The sequence below is a fragment of the Arcobacter iocasae genome (genome assembly GCF_042214795.1).
GTDB lineage: Bacteria > Campylobacterota > Campylobacteria > Campylobacterales > Arcobacteraceae > Arcobacter > Arcobacter iocasae.
The window spans coordinates 2,843,781-2,870,770 of record NZ_CP090177.1 but is presented as its reverse complement, the minus strand read 5'-3'; the positions used below and the strand labels follow the sequence as shown (position 1 = coordinate 2,870,770).

At 31.0% G+C, this 26,990-nt stretch carries 11 protein-coding genes (1 of these 11 only partly in view); 5 read left to right on the top strand and 6 right to left on the bottom strand.

Annotated features, from left to right (window positions below; translation table 11 throughout):
• Nucleotides 1-3 precede the first annotated feature (3 nt).
• Both LXN10_RS14260 and LXN10_RS14255 read right to left on the bottom strand, forming a co-directional pair.
• Nucleotides 4-657, bottom strand: a complete 654-nt coding sequence (locus LXN10_RS14260; RefSeq protein WP_375723647.1) for a hypothetical protein — start codon at nucleotides 655-657, stop codon at nucleotides 4-6.
• Between the two features lie 63 nt (nucleotides 658-720).
• Nucleotides 721-1,329, bottom strand: coding sequence for a TetR/AcrR family transcriptional regulator (locus LXN10_RS14255; protein WP_375723646.1), 609 nt, complete (start codon nucleotides 1,327-1,329; stop codon nucleotides 721-723).
• 118 nt (nucleotides 1,330-1,447) lie between these two features.
• Here LXN10_RS14255 and LXN10_RS14250 point away from each other — a divergent pair, with 118 nt between their 5' ends.
• The 4 genes from LXN10_RS14250 to LXN10_RS14235 are packed head-to-tail and all read left to right on the top strand — an operon-like array spanning nucleotide 1,448 to nucleotide 5,505.
• Nucleotides 1,448-1,903, top strand: a complete 456-nt coding sequence (locus tag LXN10_RS14250) for a (2Fe-2S)-binding protein (RefSeq protein WP_375723645.1) — start codon at nucleotides 1,448-1,450, stop codon at nucleotides 1,901-1,903.
• A 1-nt stretch (nucleotide 1,904) separates the two neighbouring features.
• The gene (locus tag LXN10_RS14245) at nucleotides 1,905-4,040 is read left to right on the top strand and encodes a molybdopterin cofactor-binding domain-containing protein (protein ID WP_375723644.1); all 2,136 of its coding nucleotides are present in this window, start codon (nucleotides 1,905-1,907) and stop codon (nucleotides 4,038-4,040) included.
• 6 nt (nucleotides 4,041-4,046) lie between these two features.
• Nucleotides 4,047-4,940: an XdhC family protein gene (locus tag LXN10_RS14240; RefSeq protein ID WP_375723643.1), complete on the top strand. Its 894-nt coding sequence runs from the start codon at nucleotides 4,047-4,049 to the stop codon at nucleotides 4,938-4,940.
• Nucleotides 4,924-5,505 (top strand): nucleotidyltransferase family protein, encoded by a 582-nt coding sequence (locus LXN10_RS14235; protein ID WP_375723642.1) that lies wholly within the window; start codon nucleotides 4,924-4,926, stop codon nucleotides 5,503-5,505. Before LXN10_RS14240 ends, LXN10_RS14235 begins: the two co-directional genes overlap by 17 nt.
• On the opposite strand, the gene rlmF is transcribed toward LXN10_RS14235, so the two are convergent.
• A complete protein-coding gene (rlmF, locus tag LXN10_RS14230) occupies nucleotides 5,502-6,452 on the bottom strand; it encodes a 23S rRNA (adenine(1618)-N(6))-methyltransferase RlmF (protein ID WP_375723641.1) in 951 nt (316 codons plus the stop codon). The two genes, LXN10_RS14235 and rlmF, sit on opposite strands and share 4 nt — an antisense overlap.
• Before the next feature lie 182 nt (nucleotides 6,453-6,634).
• On the opposite strand from rlmF, the gene LXN10_RS14225 reads away from it, so the two are divergent.
• The gene (locus tag LXN10_RS14225; protein ID WP_375723640.1) at nucleotides 6,635-8,674 is read left to right on the top strand and encodes a TonB-dependent receptor family protein; all 2,040 of its coding nucleotides are present in this window, start codon (nucleotides 6,635-6,637) and stop codon (nucleotides 8,672-8,674) included.
• A gap of 57 nt (nucleotides 8,675-8,731) precedes the next feature.
• On the opposite strand, the gene LXN10_RS14220 is transcribed toward LXN10_RS14225, so the two are convergent.
• The 3 genes from LXN10_RS14220 to LXN10_RS14210 all read right to left on the bottom strand — a co-directional run.
• Nucleotides 8,732-11,176, bottom strand: coding sequence for an FkbM family methyltransferase (locus LXN10_RS14220; protein ID WP_375723639.1), 2,445 nt, complete (start codon nucleotides 11,174-11,176; stop codon nucleotides 8,732-8,734).
• Nucleotides 11,177-11,376: 200 nt separating this feature from the next.
• A complete protein-coding gene (locus LXN10_RS14215; RefSeq protein WP_375723638.1) occupies nucleotides 11,377-12,063 on the bottom strand; it encodes a SapC family protein in 687 nt (228 codons plus the stop codon).
• Between the two features lie 74 nt (nucleotides 12,064-12,137).
• A protein-coding gene (locus LXN10_RS14210; protein WP_375723637.1) for a hypothetical protein crosses the window boundary here: on the bottom strand, nucleotides 12,138-26,990 show its 3' portion. The gene runs 12,636 nt beyond the window's last position; only the last 14,853 of its 27,489 coding nucleotides appear in the window; the start codon falls outside the window, past its right edge; it ends in the stop codon at nucleotides 12,138-12,140.

Here is a 26,990-nt window from a genome sequence, read left to right as displayed (position 1 = left end):
ACTTTATAGTCTAAACTTCTCAAATAACTCTTTTTTATCTTTTTTTATTTTAATCACAGAGCCATAAATTCTTTTTTTAAATTTATTGTATAGTTTTATTTGTAATAAAATTCCTAATACTCCTAAAATACTCAAATACACCAATAATATTTTTAAATCACTTGAAAAGTAATCAAATAACATTGCACTAGCACTTCCTGCAACAATAGCACCTGAAATCATAAAAGATCTTATCATCAAATAATCTTTTAAATGTACCTTCTCTTCTTGCATAAAATCTACGGTATGTATTCTTGATACTTCAAAAGTAATACCTTGAATAGTAAATATAGTCAAAATAACATATGTAAAGGTCAAAATCGAAGAAGAAAATACTAGATAAGAAAATATTTGAATAACATCTAAAATTATAGCAAACATATAAATCTTATAAATCTTTATATTTTTAAATAAAGGTTGAATAAATCCATCCAATGCACCAACAAGCATATAAAAACTTATCATAAATACAGGCAGATAAGTTCCTTCTAGTTTTGTAACAAATGGAATTAATGTCCAATCAATGTAAGTGGTTAAAAACAGTGTTAGAGATTGTATTTTTAAGAAGCTACTACTTCTTATCTCTTTAAATATAGGGGCATAGTTTCTGAATGCCATGTGTTCGCCTTTGAAAAAACGAATTATACTACAGTTTTTAGAGTTTGAATCAAAATAAAATATTTATTTTTTGTACAACACTTTTATCATCTTAACTGCTTGTTTTAAAAGGTTTTCATGCTCTTCTTTTGGCAGAGTTGGGGCACCATAAAATTGTTGATATAAAACAAAAGATTTTATCATACCAATAAATTGTCTTGAAACAAAAGAACTACTTTCAAAATCTAATTTTCCATCTTTTTTAGCATCTTCAAACCATTGAGCAACTGTTATCATACAATCATCCTTTACTGTCTCTAAAACTTTTAGACCAATTTGATTTTTTTGAATCATTACAATTGTTGCAATCTTTATCAAAGTAATATTTTCTTCATCACTTAAGAAATCTAACTCTTGTTTACCCATTTCATATAGTTGTTCTTCTATTGGCTTATCTTTATTATAAGTGTATTTGAAACTTTCATAAAGTCTATCTTTTAAAATCTCAGTAATAGCTATAAACAACTCTTCTTTATTTTTAAAGTGATTATAAACAGTAGCTTTAGATACATTTGCTTCTTTAGAGATTGTATCCATACTAGAGCCTTCAAATCCTTTTTCATAAAATTCATTTATAGCAGCTTTTAATATTGCTTTTCTTTTTTCTTCATTTAATGGTCTATTTTTTTTCATGGATAAATTGTATCTAAAATTATATAAATAAATATAAAATAAACTAAACTGTATAGTTTATTTAGAATTAAGATTTTTATATTAAAATTTCTCTTATAGTTTAAAAAAAGGAAAAAAGATGTCTTTCAAAATAACAGTAGATGAAAAAAATTATAATTTAGATATAAATCCTGAAACACCATTACTTTGGGTGCTAAGAGATCACTTAAATCTTACAGGTACAAAGTTTGGATGTGGAGTGGGACAATGTGGAGCCTGTACCGTGCTTTTGGATGACAAAGCAATACGAGCCTGTCAAACTCCTATTAATACAATAGGAAATAAAAAAATAACTACTATAGAAACACAAACAGATAAAACTGTACAAAAACTACAAAAATTTTGGGTACAAGAAGATGTTGTACAATGTGGATATTGTCAATCAGGACAAATCATGAATGCAGCAAGTCTTGTAAAAACAAATCCAAAACCAAGTGAAGATGATATACTAAAAGCCATGGATGGTAATATCTGTAGATGTGGAACATACAACAAAATAAAAACAGCTATAAAAGCTGCAACAGCGGAGGTGTAAGATGAAAAGAAGAGATTTTTTAAAAACAACTACAGCTGTAAGTGCAGCATATGTTATCGGATTTTATATTCCAACTAAATCAAGAGCTAGTGAAACTAAAAAAAATGAAAAAGCATTACAACCAAATGCTTTTGTTGAAATAACACCAGATAATAATATCAATTTTATTGTTGGACAAGTTGAGATGGGACAAGGTACATATACAACATTGGCTATGTGTATAGCAGAAGAGTTAAATGTAGATTGGAAAGATATCAATATTGTACCTGCAAAAATAGCACCAGTATATAATAGTATTTTTGGACCATTGATGATTACAGGTGGTTCATCATCTGTTTATAGTAAACAATTACAAATGAGAACTATAGGAGCAGCAGTTAATGAAATGCTAATAACGGCAGCTGCTAAAAAGTGGAAAGTAAGAGCTTATGATGTTTATACAAAAGACTCAAAAGTTTTTAATAAGAAAACAAAAGAAAGCATGAACTTTGGTGACTTAGTAAGTGATTTATCAACTATGAAAGTTCCTACTAATCCTAAAGTAAAAGAACTAAAAGATTGTAAATTTGTAGGAAAACCACACTCTAGACATCCAAAAGAGATGTGGGCAAAAGTTACTGGAAAAGCAGAATTTGGAATAGATGTTAGAATTCCAAATATGAAATATGCAGCAGTTTATCACCCTACTGTTTTTGGAGCAAAAGTAAAAAGTTTTGATGCAAGTAAAGCCTTAAAAAAAGAAGGTGTAATAAAAGTAAAACAAATCCCTTCAGGAATCGCAGTTATTGCTGAACATTGGTGGATAGCAAAAGAGGCATTACTTGATATAAATGTTGTTTGGGACAAAGATGAGTTCAAAAACACAAGTGATAAAGAACTAAATGATCAATACTCAAAAGCAATGGAAAAAGATGGGTCACCTATGAGAAAAGATGGAGATTCTAAAAAAGCTTTTGCAAGTGCTGATAAAACAATCGAAGCTGAGTATGACTTTCCATTTTTGGCACATGCACCAATGGAACCATTAGGAATAGTAGTTCATCATGAAAAAGATAAAGCAACAGTTTGGTCATCATCTCAATCACAAACTATGGCTTTAGGGGCTATTACAAATGTATTAGGTGTAAAAGGTGAAAATGTTACATACCATACTCCATATTTAGGTGGAGGTTTTGGAAGAAGAGGAGCTATTAATGGAGACTTCGTTTTAGATGGAGCTTTTGTTTCAAAAGATGAAGAGTTCCCAATTATGACCTTATGGACAAGAGAAGATGACATCAAGATGGGTAACTATAGACCAAAATATAAAAACAAAGTAAAAGTTGCCTTAGATAAACACGGAGATATAACAGCTTTTGATGCAAAAGTAGCTTCACAATCTATTTTCAAAGGTTCTCCTTTTGAAGCCTTTGGATTTAAAAATGGAGTAGATGGAGCACAAAAAGAAGGATTAGTAGATCATCCTTATGATATAGATAGTCATGATATGCAAGCATTTACAATGGATTCTCCAGTACCAGTATTATGGTGGAGATCAGTTGGACATACACAAAGCTCACCAACAGTTGAAGGTATAGTTGATGAAGCAGCATTTGCAGCGGGTGTTGATCCTATTGAATATAGAATAAATATGTTAAAAGACCATAGATTTATAAATATATTAAAAGATGTGGCTGAAAAAGCAAATTGGGAAAATAGAAAAAAAGAGAAAAATGTAGGTTACGGTGTAGCTATTCACGAATCTTTTGGAACTATTTGTGCTCAAATTGCAAAGGTGAGAGTTACAAAAGATGATTTCAAAGTAGAAAAAGTATGGGCAAGTGTTGATTGTGGATTTGCATTCAATCCCCAAAATGTAAAAAACCAAATAGCAGGTTCTATTAACTTTGGTATTGCAGCACTTAAATATAGTGAAATAACAATAAATAATGGTGAAGCCTTACAAAATAACTTCTACGATTATACAGTAAGTAGAATCTCAGATTCTCCTGAAATAGAAGTAAATATTATAAACTCAGGTGAGAAAATAGGTGGAATAGGAGAACCAGGTGTTCCTCCAATCTTAGCAGCAGTACCAAATGCACTTTTTGATGCTACAGGAAAAAGATACCACTCTATGCCAATAAAAATAGGCTAATAAATTATGTTTGAAAATAAACAGTATTTAAAATTTATTCAAAAAAGTAAAAAAGAAGGTCTTGACTTAGTAGGAGTTAGTGTTATCCAAACACTAGGTTCTACATATGCAAAGGCTGGAAACCTTATGCTTATAAACTCTAACTTTGAGTTTGTAGGTGTTTTAGGAAGTAAACATTTACATAAACAAATATTAGAGTATGCAAAAACTGCCTTTAAAAATCAAAAATCAAAATACTTTGAAAATATCCCAAAAGATGAATCCTCAGGACATGGAACTAGTAAATATTTTCTTCAAGTATTTCCCAAAAAAGATGATTATGGAGTACTAGGTCTTGCTTTAAAAAGTATTGATAAAACACTAATTAGAAATATAAAAAATGATGATTTTGTATTTACAGATAGAACTACAGTAACAAAATTTGAAGATGATAAATTCTACCAAGAAATCAAAATGCCCTACTCTATTTTGATATTTGGTTCAGGTGCTCATGTTACATCTTTTATAAGTATGGCTAACCTAATGGGTTGGAATACTACACTTATGGACATAAATATCAATAAAGATTATGTAAGTGAAGTAGATAAAATAATAGAGTTAGAGAACTTTGAAGATATCTTAACTATGGATTTAAGTGAATATAATGCTTCAGTTATATTAAGTCATAGTCCAAAAACAGATGATACTTATCTAAAAGCACTACTTAATTCAAAAGTTGAATACATAGGTGTTATGGGAAATAAAATAAGCATGAGAGATAAAAAAGAAAAATTCAAACTTGAAGATGACAAAAGATTCTTTGCCCCTGTTGGTTTTGAGATAGGTGGACATACACACCAATCAATAGCCCTATCAATATGTGCACAAATAGAAGCTAGAAAAAATGGAAAAATCCATTAATCTAGCTGTTTTAATAATAGCTGCTGGAACTTCAAGTCGTCTTGGAGAGCCAAAACAACTATTAAAATTAAAGGGTAAAACGCTTATAAATATTGCAATTGAAAAAGCTATGAAATTAACTTCAAATGTAACAGTCATCTTAGGTCATAAAAGTGAAGAGATAAAAACAAATATAGAAAATAAAAAAATAAATATACTAACAAACCCAAACTACGAAGAAGGTATGGGAAATACTATAGCCTTTGGAGTATCAAATATAAAAGAAAAAAAAGTTCTAATAATGCTTTGCGATCAGCCTTTGATACCAATAGAACATTATGAAAACTTAATAAAACTATCAAATAAAAATGAAGATAAAATCATCTGCTCAAAATATAAAAATCACTACGCAGTACCTACAATATTTCCCAATAAATACTTTGAAGAACTTCAAAACCTAAAAGGAAACAAAGGCGCAAAACAACTCTTTGTAAAATATGAGCCCAAAAGTGTTGATTTAGCTGATAATTTTTCTTTCGATGTGGATACAAAAGAGGATTGGCAAGAGTTACTTAATAACTCTTAATCCTGCCACTTTGAAGCCCACTCTTTTTGCTCTTCTTTTGTAAGAAATGTCCAGATAACTATTCTACTTATCTTTTGCCCGTGTTGCATCTCTATAGTGTCATACTCTGTAGGTTTTACATAATCAATAGTGTCATAGATAAATTGTAGATTGTCTTTTTTTGATACGATTGTACTAAACCAAAAACAGTTTTTAGCATACTTTTTACTCTGTTTTATCATAGCTTTTACAAAGGCTACTTCTCCACCTTTGCACCAAAGTTCATTGCTTTTACCACCAAAGTTTAGTGAAGCTTTATTTATAAGTTGTTTTGTAAGGTTTTGTACCTTTCTTTTACTTCCAGCTTGGGCTTCTTCTTGGGATTTGTGAAAAGGAGGATTACACAAAGTAAAATCAAATCTATCATCTTCTTTTATGATACCTGTAAAGATACTGTCATGGTTTGTTTGTAATCTACACTCAACATTACCCTTTAAAGAGTCATTATCTTCTATAATCTTTTGAGATGACTCAATAGACTCTTTTTCAATATCACTTCCTACAAATGACCAGCCATAAACACTATTTCCAACTATTGGATAGATGCAATTAGCACCTATACCAATATCAAGACCTTTTATCTTTGCCCCCGTTGGTACTTTCCCACCATGAAACTCAGCTAAGATATCAGCAATATAGTGAAGATAATCAGCTCGCCCAGGAATTGGAGGACATAAGTAGCCCTCAGGTATCGACCATTTTTTGATATTATAAAAGTGTGCAAGAAGTGCTTTGTTTAATGCCATAACAGCCTTTGCATCTGCAAAATCAATTGATACTTCATCATACTTATTTTTAAAAACATAATCTGCAAGTTTTGGTAAACTTTTTATAAGTTGTGGAAAATCATATCTTTTGTTGTGGGGGTTTCTTAAATGTAAACCTTTTTTATGTTCTTTATGTGCCATTATATTTATCTTAATATTTTATTTTCCGTATTGTACTTGTTTCTTCTTAGAATAACAAATTTTTATCTTTTTTTATACATATTCATATATAACTTATTTATATGATTTAGATAATCGTTATTAATATTAGTATAAGAATAAATCGTTAATATTCCAATCATTATATTTATAAAAGGGAAAAGATGAAAATATCACATGCGGTTGCATTAATACTTTTAGCAAATACTATATCTTATGCGCAGACAGAAACTACTCAATTAGAAGATGTACAAGTGCAAGGAAGTTGGTTAGGAGATGCATCAACACAAACGGTTAAAAAATATGTAGGTTCAAGAACTGTTCTTGACTCTGAGTACTTAGAAAAAACTCCAGCGCTTAATTTAGAAGAAGCTTTAAGAACAGTTCCAGGTATTCAAATTCAAGATGAGACAGGGACAGGTGTACTTCCAAATATATCAGTTAGAGGTTTAAAACCTGGAAGAAGTGACTACTTAAATGCTTTAGTAAATGGTATACCTGCAACTTTGGCCCCATACAGTCACTCTAGTTTGTCTTTGTTTCCAGTTACAATGGACACAGTAGAAAAGATTGATATAGTAAGAGGTGGTGCAGCTGTTCATTATGGACCCAATAATGTTGGTGGAGTTATAAACTTTATTACAAAACCTATTACAAATGAAGTAAAAACAACTTTAAAAGAGACATTAACAACATCTGATGAGGGAAATCTTTTAACTGATACTTATCTAAGAACAGGTGGATTTGTAAAAGATGATTTAGGATTGCAATTACAATATAATGGTATCAATGGTGATTCATATAGAGATCATTCTGATACAGATATTAAAAATGTAATATTGGATGCTGAGTATTATCCTACAGATAACAGTTCTTTAAAATCAACTCTTCAATACTATAAAGCAAATGCTGATTTACCAGGAGCAATACTTCCAGAAGATTATGAAAAAGATAGAACTATTTCTCAAAGAAAAAATGACAACTTTGAAGGAAGTACTAAAAGAGCTTCTTTAACATATACATTAAATCCTACAAATAACACTGAATTTAGTCTTATAAACTTTGCACAATCAAGTAAAAGAAAATTTACATGGGGATGGAATGATGCTCAAAATAAAGGGTTTACACCACTAACAGAAGACTCTATTCGAGCTGCTGATAGAAAAATAGATGTTTATGGAATAGAGCCAAGATTTACATATTCAACTCAAAATCAAAAAATAACATTTGGTGCAAGATATGTAAATGAAGATGTTGATTATTTCTTATATCAAACAAAATTTAATGATAATATAAAAAATACTGTAAGAGATTGGAAAATAAAAACCAATGCATATGCAGGATATATTAGTGATACTATTAGTTTGATGAATGGTGATTTTACAATCACACCAGGACTAAGATTAGAAAAAGTTAAAATGAAATTTAATGATAATATTAATGACAATAATAAAAATAAAAGAATGAGTGAATATCTACCTGGTCTTAGTGTTGGATATCAAGCAACAAATGAGTTGTTTTTATTTACAAATGCCCAAAAATCACTTAAAACACCTCAAGTTGCACAAGTGACAAAAGAAGGTGAACTAAAACCTGAATTAGCTTGGAATTATGAAATTGGAGCTAGATATATACCAAATGATATCTTTAGTGCTACAACAACTTTATATAGAATAGATTATGATAATCAAATTGAATATGTAAGAGCAGAAGATGAGTTTAAAAACTATAAAAAAACTTTACATCAAGGTATTGAAACCCTATTAAGTTTAAAAGCGACTGATCATACAAAATTTACTCTTGGCTATACTTATTTAGATACAGAACAAAAATCAGGAGAAAATGAGGGTAAAAAACTTCCTTGGGTATCTAAACATCAATTTAGTCTTGCCACTGATTATAGTGCAAGTAATTATGACTTGAACCTTACAGGGATATATCTAAGTAAAACTTTTTCTGATACTGCAAATACAAAAAAAGAAAATATCACAGGTAGCACAGGTGAAAACCCTGCTTACATGTTATGGAATACAAAAATCTCTACAAAAGTTAAAATAAATGACAAACTAAATGCTAAGTTTAGTTTTGGAATAAATAACTTGTTTGATAAAGATTATTACTTTAGAGGAGTAGATATAAGTCCAGTGGGTAGAATCCCAGGGCAAGGTCGAACATATAGAGTTATGGCTCAGTTTGATTTTTAGGATATTTAACCTTTATATAAATATCAAGAATTATATTTTAATAAAGAGTTTAAAGTATTATAACTTTACTTTAAACTCTTTTTGAACTTTATCAAACAAAGATTGAAAAACTGTTTCCCAATTTCTATCATGTTTTTGTCTAATCAATTTCATAGAGTCATACATATAAGACTTTTCACCTTTATTTTCCCATCTCCAGTCTGGAAATTTTTGCAATAAAGTCCATGTTTTTACGCCTATTGCACCACAAAGATGAGCAACACTTGTGTCTGAAGTTATAACTAAGTCTAACTTTTTTGCAAAAATTGCAGTTTTTTTGAAATCAGTTAAAGAATCTGTTATATCAATAATTTTATTAGTAAAACCATTTTTTTCAATATCACTCTTTCCATCACCAACTTGTAAAGAATAAATATTAAAATTTTCGCTATTTATTAAAGGTTCAAAGTATTTTAAATCAAAAACTTTACCTTCATAACTCTCACCTGTTACACTTGCACTCCAACAAATCCCAATATTATATTTTTTATTTTCTTTTTGTATAGCTAAAGTTTTATCATCTTCTAGATTATTTATACATGCACTTGAACTAAAATCTTTATAATCTTTAATACCTAAGACAAAAGCTGCACTCATAATAGGAAGATGAAAATCAAATTCTGGTGTTGGTTTACTTCTATAATAAACTTCATCAATATCACAATTATTTTTTAACAGTTCCACAAGTTCATCCCGTGCTTTAAATATAATTTTACAAGAAAATTTTTCTTTTATTTGAGGTATAAATCTTGCAAACATTATACTATCACCAAATCCTTGTTCACTATGTATTAAAACAACTTTATCTTTTGCCTTAGTGTTTTTTGTAAGCATTGGTTTTGAAAATATCTCTTTGTATTTTACGATATGAGGAAGCATTTCATCTTTTTTAAATCTCCACTCATATTCCAAAAAGCCCTCTTCAAATTCACCTAAAGTTAATAATGCAGTAGAAAGATCAAAATGTGCATTTACAAAATTTGGTTCAAGTGTGATTGCTTTTCTATAAGATTCTATAGCCTTTTTAACTAATCCTTGGTTTTTTAAAGATGAGGCTAAATTTGCATATGCATTAGAGCCTTTTGGTTCGAGTTTGATAGATTTTTTGTGAAGTTCTTCTGCTTTTTTATACTCAAATAGTTTATTATATACATTCCCAAGATTGGTATAGGCCCCTGCGCTCTTAGGTAGTTTTTCTATGGATGTTTCTAAAGCTTTTATTGACTCATCATACCGTTTTTGGCGATTAAGTGCAGCTCCTAGATTACTGTATACTTCAACATAATTAGGGTCTGTTTTAAGTGCTAACTCAAACATATCACTAGACTCTTTGTATCTTTTTTGTTTATATAAAATTACTGCTATATTATTAATTGCTTTTGCAAATTTTGGATTAACTCTAACAGCATTTTTATATGCTTCAATGGCGTTATTATCTTCTCCCAAAGTCTCATAAACCATTCCAATGTTATTATGTAGATTAAAATCTTTTGGATATTTTCTCACACCCATAACATAAACTTGTAAAGCATCTTTATATCTTTTTAATCCCTTTAATAAGGCTGCAAAATTAAAATAACTATTTAAATAATTTGGGTCAAGTCTTAGAGATATTTGGTAAGAATCAACTGATTCTTGCCATTTTTGAAGTTTACTATATAAAAGAGCTAGATTGTTATAGACTTCTGCTGTTTTATACCCTTTTTCTATCAAATAAGAGATGATATTTAGTGCCTTTTGATAATCTTTGTTTTTATAAGCAGTTGCTGATTCTTTTAATTTATCATTATACTCTTTTTGTTTTTCTAGTTTTCTTTGGCTTATAGGATGATAAAGTGCATCAGTAATCTCTGTTAAATTAAACTCATTTAAATCAAAATCATATTTCATACTTTCATGAATACAAAGCATATTTACAGAAACTATATTATGGAAAATATTATTGTCATTGTTGAAAAAATTATCTAAATTATACAAAGGAGGTAAATGCCAATAGAGTTTATATCCCATTGACCACATTAGGTTTATTAGTTTTTCTGATTTTTCTTGTCGGTCATTTTCTAAATATATAATTGGTTTGAATTTTGATACAATCTTCTTAGCCCCAAGAAGAACATCTATTTCCATGCCTTCCACATCTATTTTCAAAAAATCAAAAGCACTTACTTTATCAATAAATTCATCTAAAGTTCTTTGATGAACTTCTTTTCCCTTTTCTATATTTTCTAAGCTTATTCCACCAAAATTATTACTTTTTGAATAATCTAAATCAGGTACATTTATTTTATCAACTTTTTGACCAACTGCTTGATTATAAGCATCTACATTTGTAATACTATTAATTGCCAAGTTTGCACAAAGGGTTTGGAAAGCTAATCTTTGGGGTTCAAAGGCTATAACTCTACCTTTGTTAGTTACTATTTGAGATAGTATTTGAGTATGGGTTCCTATATTAGAACCCACTTCAAAAACAATATCACCTTCCTTACAAGTCTTTTCAAATAAATTTGCCTCATGGATTGAAAATTCACCATACTCTTCTATTGATTTGCCAATGTAGATATCATTATGATTATAAAGGCAATAACCATTTTTGCCTTTTACTAATCTATTAAATCCATTATTTTCTAATAAATTTTCTATCGTAATCTCCGTTAGTTTAATTATTTATTTGATTCTAAAACTTTTTTAAAATTAGCAATAGATTTTACATGAGCATCAAATATACCCATCCAACCTTTTCTAGCCCAAGTAGCTAATATCTTATCATCAAGTTTAATAAGTTTTTGAATATCAATAATATAAAACTCTTCTAAAATTACTTTTTCTTCTTCTTGTACTTTTACATTTAAATCTTTTTTAACTAATAAATCATGCTCTTTTAGTTCTAAAATTATCTTTCTTGAAACTTCTCTTTGTCTATTTAATTCCCGTACTAATTCAATCTTATCATTTGCTTCTTTTGAAATATTTTTATCTTTATCTATTATAGATATCTTTTTATTTTTTGCTACAAATTGTGGGTTTTTATCTATTCCTATAACACTACTAGCTTCATTTTTTTCATTTCTAACATCCATATTTAAAAAAGGATATGTTCTTATAAATGCTGGTAGATAAACATTTTCTTTATTGAAAATAGTAACTTCATTTGTAACTCCACAAAAAGCTAAGAATTCAGCATTTTCACCAGCACTTATTATAACAGCACAATCATGACTTGCATTCCAAATTTCTGTAAAACCAAGAGGTATAAGTCCGATATTTTTACCAACTTCTTTTGCTTCTACTTCCGTAAACTTTATATCTTTAAATTTTTCTTTATCCAAAACTTCTATATTTTTATACATTTTTATCCTTTTATATTTAAATTATTTTATCTCTTATTTCTTTTTAAACCCATTACAAAGCAAGAACCTTTGTTCTATGCCACAACATGTATTGTTAAATCAGTAGATGGAGTACTATTATCTGTATCTATATAATATGTACCGGCTCCCGCATCACTAATATCACCACTATTCCATGTTGTACCATCAGTTGACCAACTATAGTTATTATCTGTTGTCGTAATATTTAAAGTATCATCCCCTGCCCCACTTATTGTAAATTCATTAGATGTACCATTCCAACTATTAATTACATCTGCATCAATTGTAAATGTTCCACCAGAATCAGACAAGTCTAATTTTTCCATACTATTAAATACATTATTAAGTGAACTTTGAGCATCTTGACCGTTATATCCATGTAGTGTAATAGTATCACTTCCCGCAGAACCATCTACTTGATAATCCTTTTCACTAATTCTACTAAAGTCAAGTACAAATTCATCATTTCCTATTCCACCATTTACACTTACAGAAGATGAAGTATCTGCATTTAAGTCAGCTGTATTTGTTCCATCTCCTAAATTTAATGTTCTAATACCAGCAGTATATTCATCACTTCCAAAAGTTACAGAATCATCATTGTCACTAAAATTCAATGTTTCAAGATTTGAAACATTGCTAAAATCTAAATCACTTGTTACAGCTGAAGAGAAATCAAACTCATCATTTCCACTATTTAAATCAATATTATTAAATTTATTAGTAAAGTTATCAAAACTTGAACTATCTGTAAAAGAGAGTTTATCATCACCAGTATCAAAATTTAAATTATCAATATCACCATTATTTATATTACTAAAGTCAGTAACACTATCAAAATTACCTGAAGTTGATAAATCTACTGTATTACCAGATAAGTTACTAAATCCTGATTCTCCATATAGTGCATTAACCTCTGCTAATGTTCCTTCTATATTAGTTACATTTGTAACATCAACATTACCTGTAGTGTAAGTATTTATTGTCGATAAATCACCTGCAGATATAGTTGTATCACTTACTGTTATAACTTCATTACCTAGTCCACTAAAATTTCCAGCATTTGTCACATATAAACTGTTTAAATCATTGTAGCTTCCAGTTACATTAGTTGCATTTACTATTACATCAACTGATGTTTTGCCATCCAATATATTTAAATCTGATGCTGCTGCACTTCCTGTTACTGTTAAAGTTAAAGCATCATTTGAAGAGGCATCTGTTAAGTTTGAAACTAGTGCAGCTGCTGTATCTGCTGTTACTACTGCTGTTACTACTCCTGTTGTTACTTTTGCTACTATATTTACATCACTTGCACTAACAGAAGTATCTGTTAAGTGAATTGTTCCAGTATGTTCTGTAATATTTCCTGCAAATGCAGCTTTTACATCTGATGAAAGACCTGAATAATCTGCACTTATTGATTGAGCATTTAATGTAATATCTCCACTGGTTGCATCATTAATTGCTTTTAATTGGGCTAATGTTACCGCTGTCGTTCCAGTAATTTCAATATTTACATTTGCAGCTGTATTTATACCAGTTGATTCAAGCACTGTTTTTAACTCTGCTGCACTTCCAGTTATTGTTGTTATGTTTGTATTTGTATCAATTGCAACTGATGTTTTGCTATCTAAAGTAATTAAATCAGAAGCTGATACTGTTGTTCCACTTATAGTTAAACTATATGCATTTACTTGTGAACCACTATCTTCTAATGCTGAGTTTAATGCTGAAGCGCTATCTGCTGCTACTGTTGCTGTTACTATTCCACTTGTTGCATCTGCTATTGTATCTGCTTGTGTTGCACTTACTGTTCCTGTAATTGTGACTGCTTCATCCCCTTCACCATTATATTGTGCTGCATTTGTTACATATATATCATTTAAGTCACTATATGTACCACTTACACTTGTTACTGCACTCATTGTAATAACTTGATTGGTATCTCCATTTAAAGATACAAGATCACTAGCAGATGTAGCTACTCCACCAGTTTCTGCATTTACTGTTATTGTTAATACATCATTTGTATCTGTATTTGTTAATGCACTTGCCAAGGTTGATGCAGCTGCTGCTGTTACTATTGCTGTTACAACTCCTGTTGTTGCAGCTGATATTGTATTTACATCACTTGCTGCTAAAGAACCACCTGTTATTAGAACTTTTTCTGTATTTCCAGTAATATTTAATGCATTTACAACCTCTGTTGCTACATTTGTTGTATTATAAGCTTCTGTAATATCTGTAATTGTATCTACACCAAAAGTATCAACTTTTGCATTTAAGTCAACTAAATCGCTTGCATCTACAGTTGTATCAGTTGTAGTAAAGGTAATATTATCATTAGCATTTACATTTGTGATTGCATCTAATGTCGCTTTTACCTCTCCTGTAGTTATGGTTGCAGTTAATACTCCATCTATAGCATTTGCTACAGCATCTACATTACTTGCATCCACATTTGTATCAGAAAGAGTTACATTACCTGCACCACTTAATACATCCGTTTTACCAGATAATTTATCAAAAGTTGTACTTAATGTAACTGCATTATTTACTACAATATTTGAATTTGCAAAATCTCCTGTAAAGGTTGAATTTGCTGTGAATTTAACTGTTCCATTTGTAGGGGTATCAAGTGTTAGAATAGAACTATAATCTTGATTACTATCAGCACTTATTTCTACAATAGCACTTCCTGCCCCTGATATAGTTTTACCAATAACTTGAGATTCACCTAATGATAAAGTACCATTTGTCGTTGTATATGTATCAAAAATATTGTTAAGATTTTTTGTTGTTAAATTAACTGTTTCATTTGAAATCAATTGAGCCGTAGCATTTGTTTCTTTTAAAACTGTTATTCCACCAAAATCATGGTCATTAGGATTACTGGTTGCTATTACTTCTAAAGTAGCACTATTTCCAAGTGTAATAGTCATAGTTTTATCATCTAAATCAGTGGCACTAAGAGTTAAAATATCTCCAGCTGCAACAGTAATACTATCAAAGTTTAATAATGTCACAGAAGATAGGTCAAGATTACTTCCACTTAATTGAAGTTCATTTGTTCCAAGTCCTCCATCAAGAGTATCTATATTTGTTACATCTGAAACTACAAATGTATCATTACCTGATCCACCGATGATTTTTTCTACATTTTTTAATGTATCTGTTTTAGAAGCATCTGTAACAGTTGCACTTGTATTTCCATTTGCAACTGTTACCGTTAATGTTGTATTTATATTTGAATAATCAACCTCATCACTTAATGAATTTCCGCCATCAATAGTACTTCCATATACATCACTTAGATTTATTGTATCTGCATTTGAAGAAAGAGTATAGTTTTCAAATCCTGTAAAATTATCATTTCCATCACCGTTAGCAGTTCCCACACCATTAGCTGTAACATTTACTGTTACACCACTTGAAGCACCAGAGAAACTTAAAGTATCTGTTCCAGTTCCACCTTCTAAAGTATTATCAAATTGGTCACCTTCTACTGTATTTGTTCCATTTGCCATTTTAATATGTCTAATTTGAGTTATACTATCACTTTGGGCTCCATATGTAGCTTGACCACTTCTTAGACTTACATTTATATTTGTACTTCCTAAGTCAGTATAATATAACCAGTTTTCAGCATTGTTTCCACCAATAATTTCATCACTTCCACTACCTGCATAAATTGTATCAACTCCAGCACCACCATCAAGTCTATTATCACCACTTATACCTTTGATAATATCTGTTTGATTTCCACCAATTAAAGTATTATCCATATTATTACCAGTAAGATTATTTGAAACTGTTGATGAACCTGTTATTGCCTCTATATTTGTAAGTTTATCAGTGTAAGCATTTCCACCAATTGTATGTTCTAAATTTGTTTCAGCTCCACTATCTCCAAGAGTTACTGTAATACCTGTAGAACTTGAAGAATAATCAACCATATCAATTTCTGTAGAACCATCTATGATATCATTACCTTGGCTTGCATAAATATAGTCATTGTTTGAGCCTGAATTAATTACCTCAACTCCAGTTCCTCCATAAATCACATCATTTCCTGAACCAGTACTTATGCTATTAGTATCACTGTTTGCCCAAATTGTATCATTACCTCCACCTGTAACTACATTTTGGATATTTGATAAGATATCTGTCATAGTACTTGTAAGCCCTGTCATAGAAGCTATACCATTATGTGTTGAACTATCAAGATTTACTTTTACATTTGCAGTATGGCTATGAGTATAATCAACACTATTATTACCAGCTTCTCCATTTATAATATCATTACCTGTTCCACTATAAAGAGTATCATTACCTTCTCCTCCTAATAGTGTATTTTCACCAGAGATACCATAGATTTTATCATCTCCACTATTTCCATCTAATATATTATTTGAAGAATTACCAAGGATATCATCATTTTGAAGAGAACCTTGTATGTTTTCAATATTTGTAGTAACTTGATTATATTGTGTTGCAGAGACATCAAATCTAACTCCTATTGGTCCTGTTCCACCACCAAGATTTATACTAGCTCCACTATCTGTAGTTATTAAACTAATATCTAACCAGTCACCATAACCTTGAGAGTCACCAGCTGTATTAGTACCACCATCAATATTATCATTTCCTAAACTTGCAAAAATATAATCATCACCTGCACCAGCATTTAATGTATTTACAGAATCACTTCCTCTAATCGTATCATTAAAGTCTGTACCATCTACATTTTCAATTCCGCTTACTGTTCCTGTTTGTTCTGCATTTGAACCATCTTTCCAACTAGATATAAATTTACCAGCTGTTATTGTTGAACTATCATAAGATAAAACATCAATTCCTAAGTTTACAACAACTCTTGTATTGGCACCATCAAATTTTAATGTATCTTCCCCACTTCCCCCATCTATATCATCAACACCTTTTCCTGCATATATAATATCATCATTGGCTCCAGCATCTATATTATTTGTACCAGCTTTTGCATATATAGTGTCATTTCCTGATTCACCATATATATTATCATTTCCTATTCCACCAAAAATAAGATCATTTCCACCATTACCATTTAATACATTATTTCCAGAAACTCCAAAAATTGTATCTTCATCAGATCCACCTGAGATATTATCGTTTCCACCATTTGCCCAAATAGTGTCATTTCCATTATTACCTGAAACAACTTCTGATAAATTACTACCACTAAATATATCTGCTCTTGAACCTAAACTATAATTTTCAAAATCAGGATTTGAATTATTTATATCAAAAGCATTTGCTGGATTAGATGTGGCATATAGATAATCAGTATATCCTCTACCATCTGTTATTTGATAAAACCAATGTTCACCATCTGTAATACTTCCAACACCATTTAAATCAACAGTTAATTTACTATATTGCACTGTTTTATCTGTAATGCTTAAACTTCCAAGTCCAGTAGCTAAATTATTATAATCAGCTGCTACTATATTATTTAAAATAGTTATAGAACCTTGATTAGAACCATAATTCCCCCAATAATCTATTGTGTCAGTTCCAGCGCCACCTATTAAAGTATCACTTCCATAGTTTGAATAAACTCTATCATTACCAGCACCCATATCATATACATCTGAACCATTTCCACCAAGTGCTGTATCATTTCCATCAAATAGAATAAAAGTATTATCTACATTTCCACCCCATACAGTTTCAGATTGAGCACTTGAGCTTCTACCTAATACATTAGCTACATTGTGAATCTCTACATTTCCATTTGATGTACCTGCTAAATTATTATCTAATCGAATAGTTCCTCTATAGTTATCTTCCAAACTAAGCCAGTTAGAACCACCTTCTCCATCAATATAATCACTTCCAGCCGAATCTAAATAAATAACATCATCACCATCACCAGCTAAAATAGAGTTATTATTACTATCACCTTTTAAAGTATCAATATAATTACTTCCTTTTATATACTCTATACCTTTTATATAATCAAAGTTTGTAGTTGAAGCTCCTGTATTATCTAACTCGTATATTTTGGAATAATCACTATCATAATCACTTCTATCAGAATCTGTACCTGTAAAAGTAACAGCAGAAACAGTAGATAAATCTATATTTACTCCATAGTCATGAGTACTTGTATGAGAACTATAATCAAGCCAATCCACGCTTATATCTGTGTAAGTTACAGTTCCACTATTATTTACAAATTGACCACCAATTAATAAATCCTTGTGGAAAGACCCTACTAATCTATCTGTTGCTTCTCCACCTAAAGCAATATCTCCTCTATCACTTCCTGTTTTTGAAGTAGCAGTATAAATAGTATCATTACCAGTACCACCTGAAAGTGTATTTTCACCACCTATTCCATAAATAGTATCTAATCCACCAAGTCCACTTATAATATTTGACTCATTATTTCCTTTTAATATGTCATCATAATTTAGTGTTCCTGTTATATTATTTATATTTCTAATATATGTTTCAACATTATGATTTGAAGAGCCATCATCTAAAACTCTTCCAAAAGTACCATCACCATTGTCATAAGCTAAATCAATATTTACAGCATTATTTGCATCATAAAAACTAATTGTATTTGTTCCATGATTTGAGCTTCCTGCATATAAAACTGAATCATCTGTTGAAACTAAAGATTCATTTCCTCCATCATATCTATCAATACCAGTTCCACCTTCTAAAGTATCATCACCTTCTCCACCTATTAGGAAGTTATTTCCTGCTGTTCCATATATTGTGTCATTACCTTCATTTCCATGAAGAGTGTTATTATTACTATCCCCTCTTAATATATCAGCTAATTTTGTACCAAAAAGGTTCTCTATTTCAACTATATTTGGAGTGTATCCACCAAAAGTAATAGAATTTGCACTCATTGTTGCATCAAGTCCATTTGTTATTTCATCAAAGCTTAACCAGTCTCCACCTTTTGCTATAGCAGTACTGCTACCTTGTGAACCATCTGTTGTTGTGTGATTTCCACCATATATTTCATCATTACCAGCAGTTGCAATAATCCAGTCATCGCCATCACCAGCTACAATTCTATTAATTCCTGAGTTACCTTTTATAATATCATCATGATTTGAACCTGTAACATATGCGATATCATAGATTTCATCACTTGAACCAAATCCATTATCACTAGCTTGATTTGTACTTAAATCTATGTTTACACTATTTGTTGCATTTATATAACTTAAAGTGTCTGTTCCACTTCCCAAATGTCCTATAATATTCCCCGAACCATCTAGGGTTGCATTTCCACCATAATATTTATTTGTCCCACCATTTGCATAAATAACATCATTTCCATCTCCACCATAAATAGAATCATTATGGGCACTACTTGCTGTTATTGTATCATTTCCACCATAGGCTAAAACTGTATTATCACCTCTAGCATCACTTAAGTCTATTGTATCTTTATAATTTGTTGCAATAATTCTTTCAAAGTGAGTTTTTAAAATATCTGTACCATCTGTAGAACTAACAATTGTCCCATCTTCTCCATCTGCTTTAAGAGTAACTGCAATTCCTGATTGACTACTTGCATAATAAAGAGTATCTACTCCTGTTCCACCTATAAAAGTATCATCACCTGTATCACCAATGAAAGTATTATCACCATTTAAACTACCATCAAGTAAGTCATTACCTGCATCACCACTTAAAGTATCGTTTCCACTTCCACCATAAATAGTATCAGCTCCTGATCCTCCTGATAATTTGTTGTTTCCAGAAACACCATAAATAGTATCATCACCTTCTCTACCATCTACAAGGTCATTTCCTGCTCCACTTACAAATATATTTCCATAAGAGCTTCCATAAAGTGTATCATCATAATTAGTAGCTATTACTTTTTGGATATTTATTAAATCATCTTCTACTACAGTATTTGCACCACTTGGATCAAGGTGATACCCATTGTCAGTTGCTTTACTAAGTCCTAAATCAACTACAATTTTTGAACCTCCATTAGCAGAATCAACACTACTATAATCAACACTATTAAAGCCTAGTCCACCATCAAAATAATCACTTCCTTTTGAAACAATAAAACTATCATCCCCTTTGTATCCTAAAAGCGAATTTATGATATTAAAGTTATCATCTCCTTTTAGTGTGTCATTATTTGAAGTACCAACAACATTTTCAATATGAGTTAAAGTATCTGCATTAGCAATATTTCCTACTTGACTTACTTGATTAGACCCTAATGATAAATCAACATTAATAGCTCTTCCATCTGTAAGAGTAATATAACTATAATCAACCCAATCTGAACCACTATTTGTAGCAGTTGTTCCATCAAATGTACCACCGTAAATAGCATCACCACTTAATAATCCTAGGATAGTATCATCACCTGATCCACCTATTAAGGTATTAGAACCTCCAAATCCAAATAAAATATCATTGTTAGCTCCACCATCTATTACATTGCCAACAGATGATCCAATCAAGGTATCTGAACCACTTCCTCCAACTACATCTTCAACATTATAAATTGTATTTTTCCCATAACCAATTGAAGTTCTTGCATCAAGGGTAAGTGTAGTTTCATTTATATAGTTTATATCAGTAGTATCACTTAAATTTAATGTAACAGAAACACCAGCATCACTAAAATCAATTTTATCCCTTGCGTTTGCAATTTCAAATGCACTTTCAGTTCCAGCTCCACCTAGTGATACATAATTTTCACCATAAATTATATTATCACCTATTCCGCCTCTAAATACATCACTTCCTGCACCACCTACTAATATATTATTAGCACTTATTCCATAAAGTGTATCTGTACCTTCGTTTCCAAATAAAGTATTATTTTGCCCATTACCTTTTATGAAATCATCTTCTTTGGTTCCGACTACATTTTCTATATTAAAAAGTCTCTCTTTATTTCCATATCCATCATTTTGTACAGCCCAAGTAGTATTATCTCCATCATTTTGAGTTGCACCAAGGTCTATGATAAGTCCAGCACTTACATCACTTCTTGCATAATCTACTGTATCAGAACCCTCTTCTCCATCAATATAATCACTTCCTTGTGAAGAGTAAATAGTATCATTATTACCACCAGCTAATATTGAGTTATCGTTATAATCACCTGTTATAGTATCTGATAATGCTGTTGCTTTTACATGCTCAATACCCATCAATGTAGTTTGATAACCTGTTATAGTAGATGTACCTTGACTACCATTTGCATTATTTCCATCAGTATCAAGTACTATTGTAGCACCTGAAACTACTATATCATCAAAATATGCCCAGTCTTCATTTGCTCCTCCATCAAGAACATTTGCACCTAAACTTCCTTTTAATGTATCATTTCCAGCACCACCTACTAATGAGTTGGCATCCCCATTTCCAAAAATAATATCATCATAACTAGTACCTATTACATTTTCAATACTATCAAGATATTTTGCACTTCCAAATCCATCATCAATTACTCTATAAGTATCAGCACTTCCTAGAGTTTGATTTTTATTTAAATCAACATTTACTCCACCAATAGTAGTACCATTTCTTCCCGTATCACTGAACTCAATAGTATCTGTTCCAGTTCCTCCAAGAATAGTATCTATATTTTGTCCTAGAACAAAATAATCATTTCCACCTTTTCCATCAAGAATATTAATTTCATCATTTCCAATAATATGGTCATCTTTTGTAGAACCAATAACATTTTCAATTCCAGAGATAGTATCGCTACCATAGTTATCATGTATTCTTTGAGTATTAGAATCTGTTAAATCAACTTTTACACCACTATAATAGATTCCATTAACTTGACCATTTGTTGCATCGTCATCACCAAATGATGTGCCTGTTAAATAACTATAATCAACGGTATCACTTCCAGCTCCACCATCTATAACATTATCTCCACTACCTGAGATTATAGTATCATTATCAGCTCCACCTTGTAGATTATTATTACCACTTAATCCATTTATTGTGTCATTACCAGCACCACCAATAAGAGTATTTGACTCAGCCAAATTTCCTACTATCTCATCTGCTAAAGCTGTACCAGTAACATTTTCTATACCAAATAATACATCAGCATTTCCAGTTGCACTAACTATTGCTAAGTTAGAATTCAATCTTGCAATAACACCACTTCCAACAATGTTTTCATAACTAACTGTGTCATTTCCACTATCACTATGTGTTTGAGTAGCTACAATATAGTTTCCACCATAAATTTTATTACTTCCAACACCAGCATAAATAAAGTCGTCACCAGAACCACCATAAATAGTGTCACTTCCCAATGCAGTATGAATTGTATCAGCTCCACCACCAGCATAAATTTTGTCGTCACCAGTTCCTGCATAAATTAAATCACTATTTCCTACAACATCAGCTTCACTACCATCAACTTTATCCCCATAAATAGTATTATTTCCTGCTGTTCCTTTAAGAGTATCACTACCTGTTTCACCTACTAATGTATTATCTCCACCATCTCCATTAATAGTATCATTAACAGTTGTCCCTATAATATTTTCAATATTGACAATATTATGAGAATTGCTATCATTTATAGTTACCGCAGTGTTTGTATCGTTTGATAAAGTTAAATCAACACCTTTTGTAAAACCAGTTGTATCTAATAAACTATAATCAACAGTATCACTACCTCTTCCAATAAAGTTATTAGAACTATCTACTTCAGTTCCCCCATCTATTACATCTCCTGCAAAACTTGAGGCACTTGTTGCTCTAAAGATATCATTACCTGAAGAACCAAATAATTTATCTGCTCCTGTTCCACTATAAATTGAGTCATCACCTGCTCCACCATCAATATAATTTGAACCAGCAACTCCATAAATAGTATCATTTCCACCCATACCATAAATAGTATTATCAGAAGCATTTCCATAAATAGTGTCAGAACCACCACTACCTTTGATATTTTCAATATTTTTTATCTTATCCGTAGAACCATTACTTACATATACACTTGCATATGTACCATCATTGATTGCTCCTACTCCATAATAATCAGTAGTATGAGAAACATCTAAATCAAGAACTATATTTGTTGTACCATTTGTACTATAATCTATAGTATCTCCATTTGATCCTTGGTCTCCTGCATCAATAATATTTGCTTCATTTATTTTTGTTACAAAATTATCATCATAACTAGTTCCAACTATATTTTGAATATTTGATAAAGTATCAGTAAGATTTGTATTTCCAGTTACTATTTTATCTACTGTTCCTGCTTGTAAATTTACAGATATACCTGCAATTAAAGCTGTATAAGTATATAGTGCTGTATTATTACCTGCAAATCCATTTAAGATATTTGCATTTGAATTTCCTTTGAAAGTATCATTACCACTTGTTCCAATAGCACTATTAATATAAAAAAGTGCATCTGTTTTTTGAACTGCTAAAGTACTGTTATCCCTTATTTGAACACTACCATTAGTCAATCCCAAATCTACAAATACATTATAATTGTTGTCAATGACTTGGTAATCTACAAGATCACTACCAGCAAGTCCTGCAGTAGTACCATCCCAAGTACCACCATAAATAGTGTTATCTCCTCCAAATTTTTCATCGGCATTTGTTCCTGCTGCATTATAATAGGTTTTAAAAGTATCATCTCCACTATCACCTACCATAACATCTGCACCATGACCTGCAAAAATCAAGTCATTATTTGCTCCACCATCTAAGTAGTTTGCTCCATCAACTCCATATAAGGTATCATCTCCACCATGTCCCCAAATAGAGTTAGTAGAACTATTACCTCTTATAGTATCACTCTCTAAATCACTACCTCTTACTTGTTCGATTCCATAAAGTAGATTAAATCCTTGATCTTGACTATAGGCAAAACCATTATTATTATATGTTCCTATAACATTTGCATCATATGTAGCTTCATTGGCACTATTTATATTTGTTTTTCCACTTAAATCAATGGTCATACCTTTGATAGCTAATCGATAATCAACCATATCAAGAGTTCCATTATCGCTTGTTTCATCTCCACCATAAACAAAGTTTGTCATATTATCAGCAGCTTCAAATACAAAAGTATCATTCCCTGCTTCACCATAAACAATATCTTCACCTATTCCACTTCGAATAATATCGTCATTAGCTCCAGCAAAAATTGTGTCATTTCCTAAGCCACCTCTTAAATCATCGGCACCAGCAGCTCCATAAATAGTGTCATTACCACTTCCACCTTGAATAAAATCACCATCTGATGAGGTAGAATTTCTTTCTTGTGAACCACCATAAATAAGATTATTTCCAGCAATTCCATAGATACTATCAACACCATCTAATCCAACAAAAGTATTAACCCCATCACTTCCTGTGATTGTATCATCTTGATTTGTTCCAACTATGTTTTCTATAGAGGTGATTGTATGATGATTTGATGTATTACCCACTTGAACATCTACATTGGTAACACCTTGCATATTAATTACAACTCTTTGATCTAATCCACTATAATCAACTAAATCAAATCCAGTTCCACCATCTACAAAGTTTGATGCTGAATTAGCAACACTTTGCATATAAATAGTATCATCACCAGCCTCACCATAAATTATATCTGCTCCACTTCCCGCATATATAATATCGCTTCCAAGTCCAGCATGAATTGTATTAACTCCTGCTCCACCTGTAATAGTGTCTGCAAAAGATGTACCTATAACATTCTCTATACCAAAGAAAGTATCATCTTTTGTACCACTTGCAAAATTATTATTTGCTAAATCGACTTTAGCTGTTTGAGAAGTAAGATTTACAATAACTTGATTATTATAAGAACTATAATCAATACTGTCTTGTGTACTTGTATCTGTATGAGTTGAACCATCCCAATTTCCAGCATATACTGTATCACCAATTTCACCCATCATAACAAATTTATCGGCACCATCTCCACCAATCAATGTATTTTGTGCACCACTTCCAGTGATTGTATCTGAACCAGCTCCTCCAATGGCATTTTGAATATTTCTAATAGTATCGCTGTATCCACTACCTACTACATTTGCAGTTTGATTTGTCAAGTCAACTACTACATTATTGGAACTTCCAACATATCCATAACTTACATAGTTACCTAAACTTCCATCTCCACCATCAAGATAGTTATTTCCACTTCTACCCATCAAGAAGTCGCTTCCACTTCCACCAATTAAAGTATTGTTTGTAGAGTCTCTTCCTATTAAAGTATCATTTCCAGCAGTTCCAGTTACATTTTCTATACTTTTTAATAAATCATCTGAAATATTTGAATCTGTAAAATCAACTGTAGCAAAACCATTTGTATCTAAGGTATTTAAATCAACTGAAATACTATTTGTATTATCACTTAAAACACTATAATCCATAGTATCACTGTCAGAGCTACTTTCAGTTCCAGTTATTCCATAACCATCAATTGTATTACCACCTGTATATGAAGAGCTACCAGCTTTTACAATATCACTTCCACCAGAAAGGTAAATAGTATTTATTTGGGTATCCCGAAGTGTTACAATATCATTGTTTGCACTAGCAATAATATTTTCTATACCAAAAAGACTATCTGTACCTGTTGCAATACTTGTAGCATAACCTGTAGCTCCTGTAAATACTCCTGAAATACTACTTCCACTTAATTTATTTAAATTTACAGTAACACTAGCTAGAGCATCTTGAAAACTAACCCAATCTTTTTCTGTACCTATAACATCAGCAGTTCCACCATAAATGGTATCGTCTCCACTTCCACTTGAAATAGTATCAGTACCTGTTCCACCATAAATAATATTTGCCCCAGAGTTTGCATAAATAACATCATCATCCAAACCACCATCAATGAAATCATCCCCCGTACCAGCTGTTATTGTATCAGAACCTTCATCACCATAAAGAGAGTTTAATCCAGCATTTCCATTGATAATATCATCACCAGCTCCACCTCTTAGGATATTACTATTTCCATCTCCTACTATGTTATCAGCACCAGCTCCACCAATAATATTTTGTATGTTTTTAATAGTATCATTTGAAGCATTTGTGATAGTTACTGTTCTATAATTTGCACCATCAAGAGTTACTGTAATGCTTTGATTAGAAGCAGCATTACTATAATCCATAGTATTATTTCCACTATTACCATCAAATTGATTTACTGCAGTAAAATTGGTTTTGAAAGTATCATTACCTTCTCCACCTTTAATATTTTGAATATTAATTAATGTATCAAAGTCCCCTGTTACAACTTCTTGAGAAGCTTGTGTTCCTAAATCAACATTTACCCCTGCTGTATAGTATTCATAACTAACAAGATTCCCACTATTACTATTCCCATCAATAATATTTGCAGTTGCTCCTGTAGCCATTTTAAATCTATCTTGACCACTTCCACCTATTGCATTTTGGATATTTACAAGAGTATCTTGATCTCCTGTATTTACATATCCTAATCCAACTTTAAAATCAACTTCAACTCCACCAGTCGTATAGTTATAATTTACAGTATTATTACCAGATCCACCATCTAAATAATCATTACCATCTCGTCCCATAAGAGTGTCATCACCAGCACCACCTCTTAAAGTATTTGATCCACTATCTCCATAGATAGTATCATTTCCATCGGTTCCTGTTATATTTTGAATATTAGTATAACTATCTGTTGCACTTAATGCCCCATCAATATAAATTAAACCACTTCCAGTCAAGTCAACTTTTACAAAATCTTCTGTAGCATTATCAACAGTTAATTCACTATAATCAACTGTATTTCCATTTGAGTCAATACCATATCCATCAAAACTATTATTTCGGGTAAAATGTGATTTAAAGGT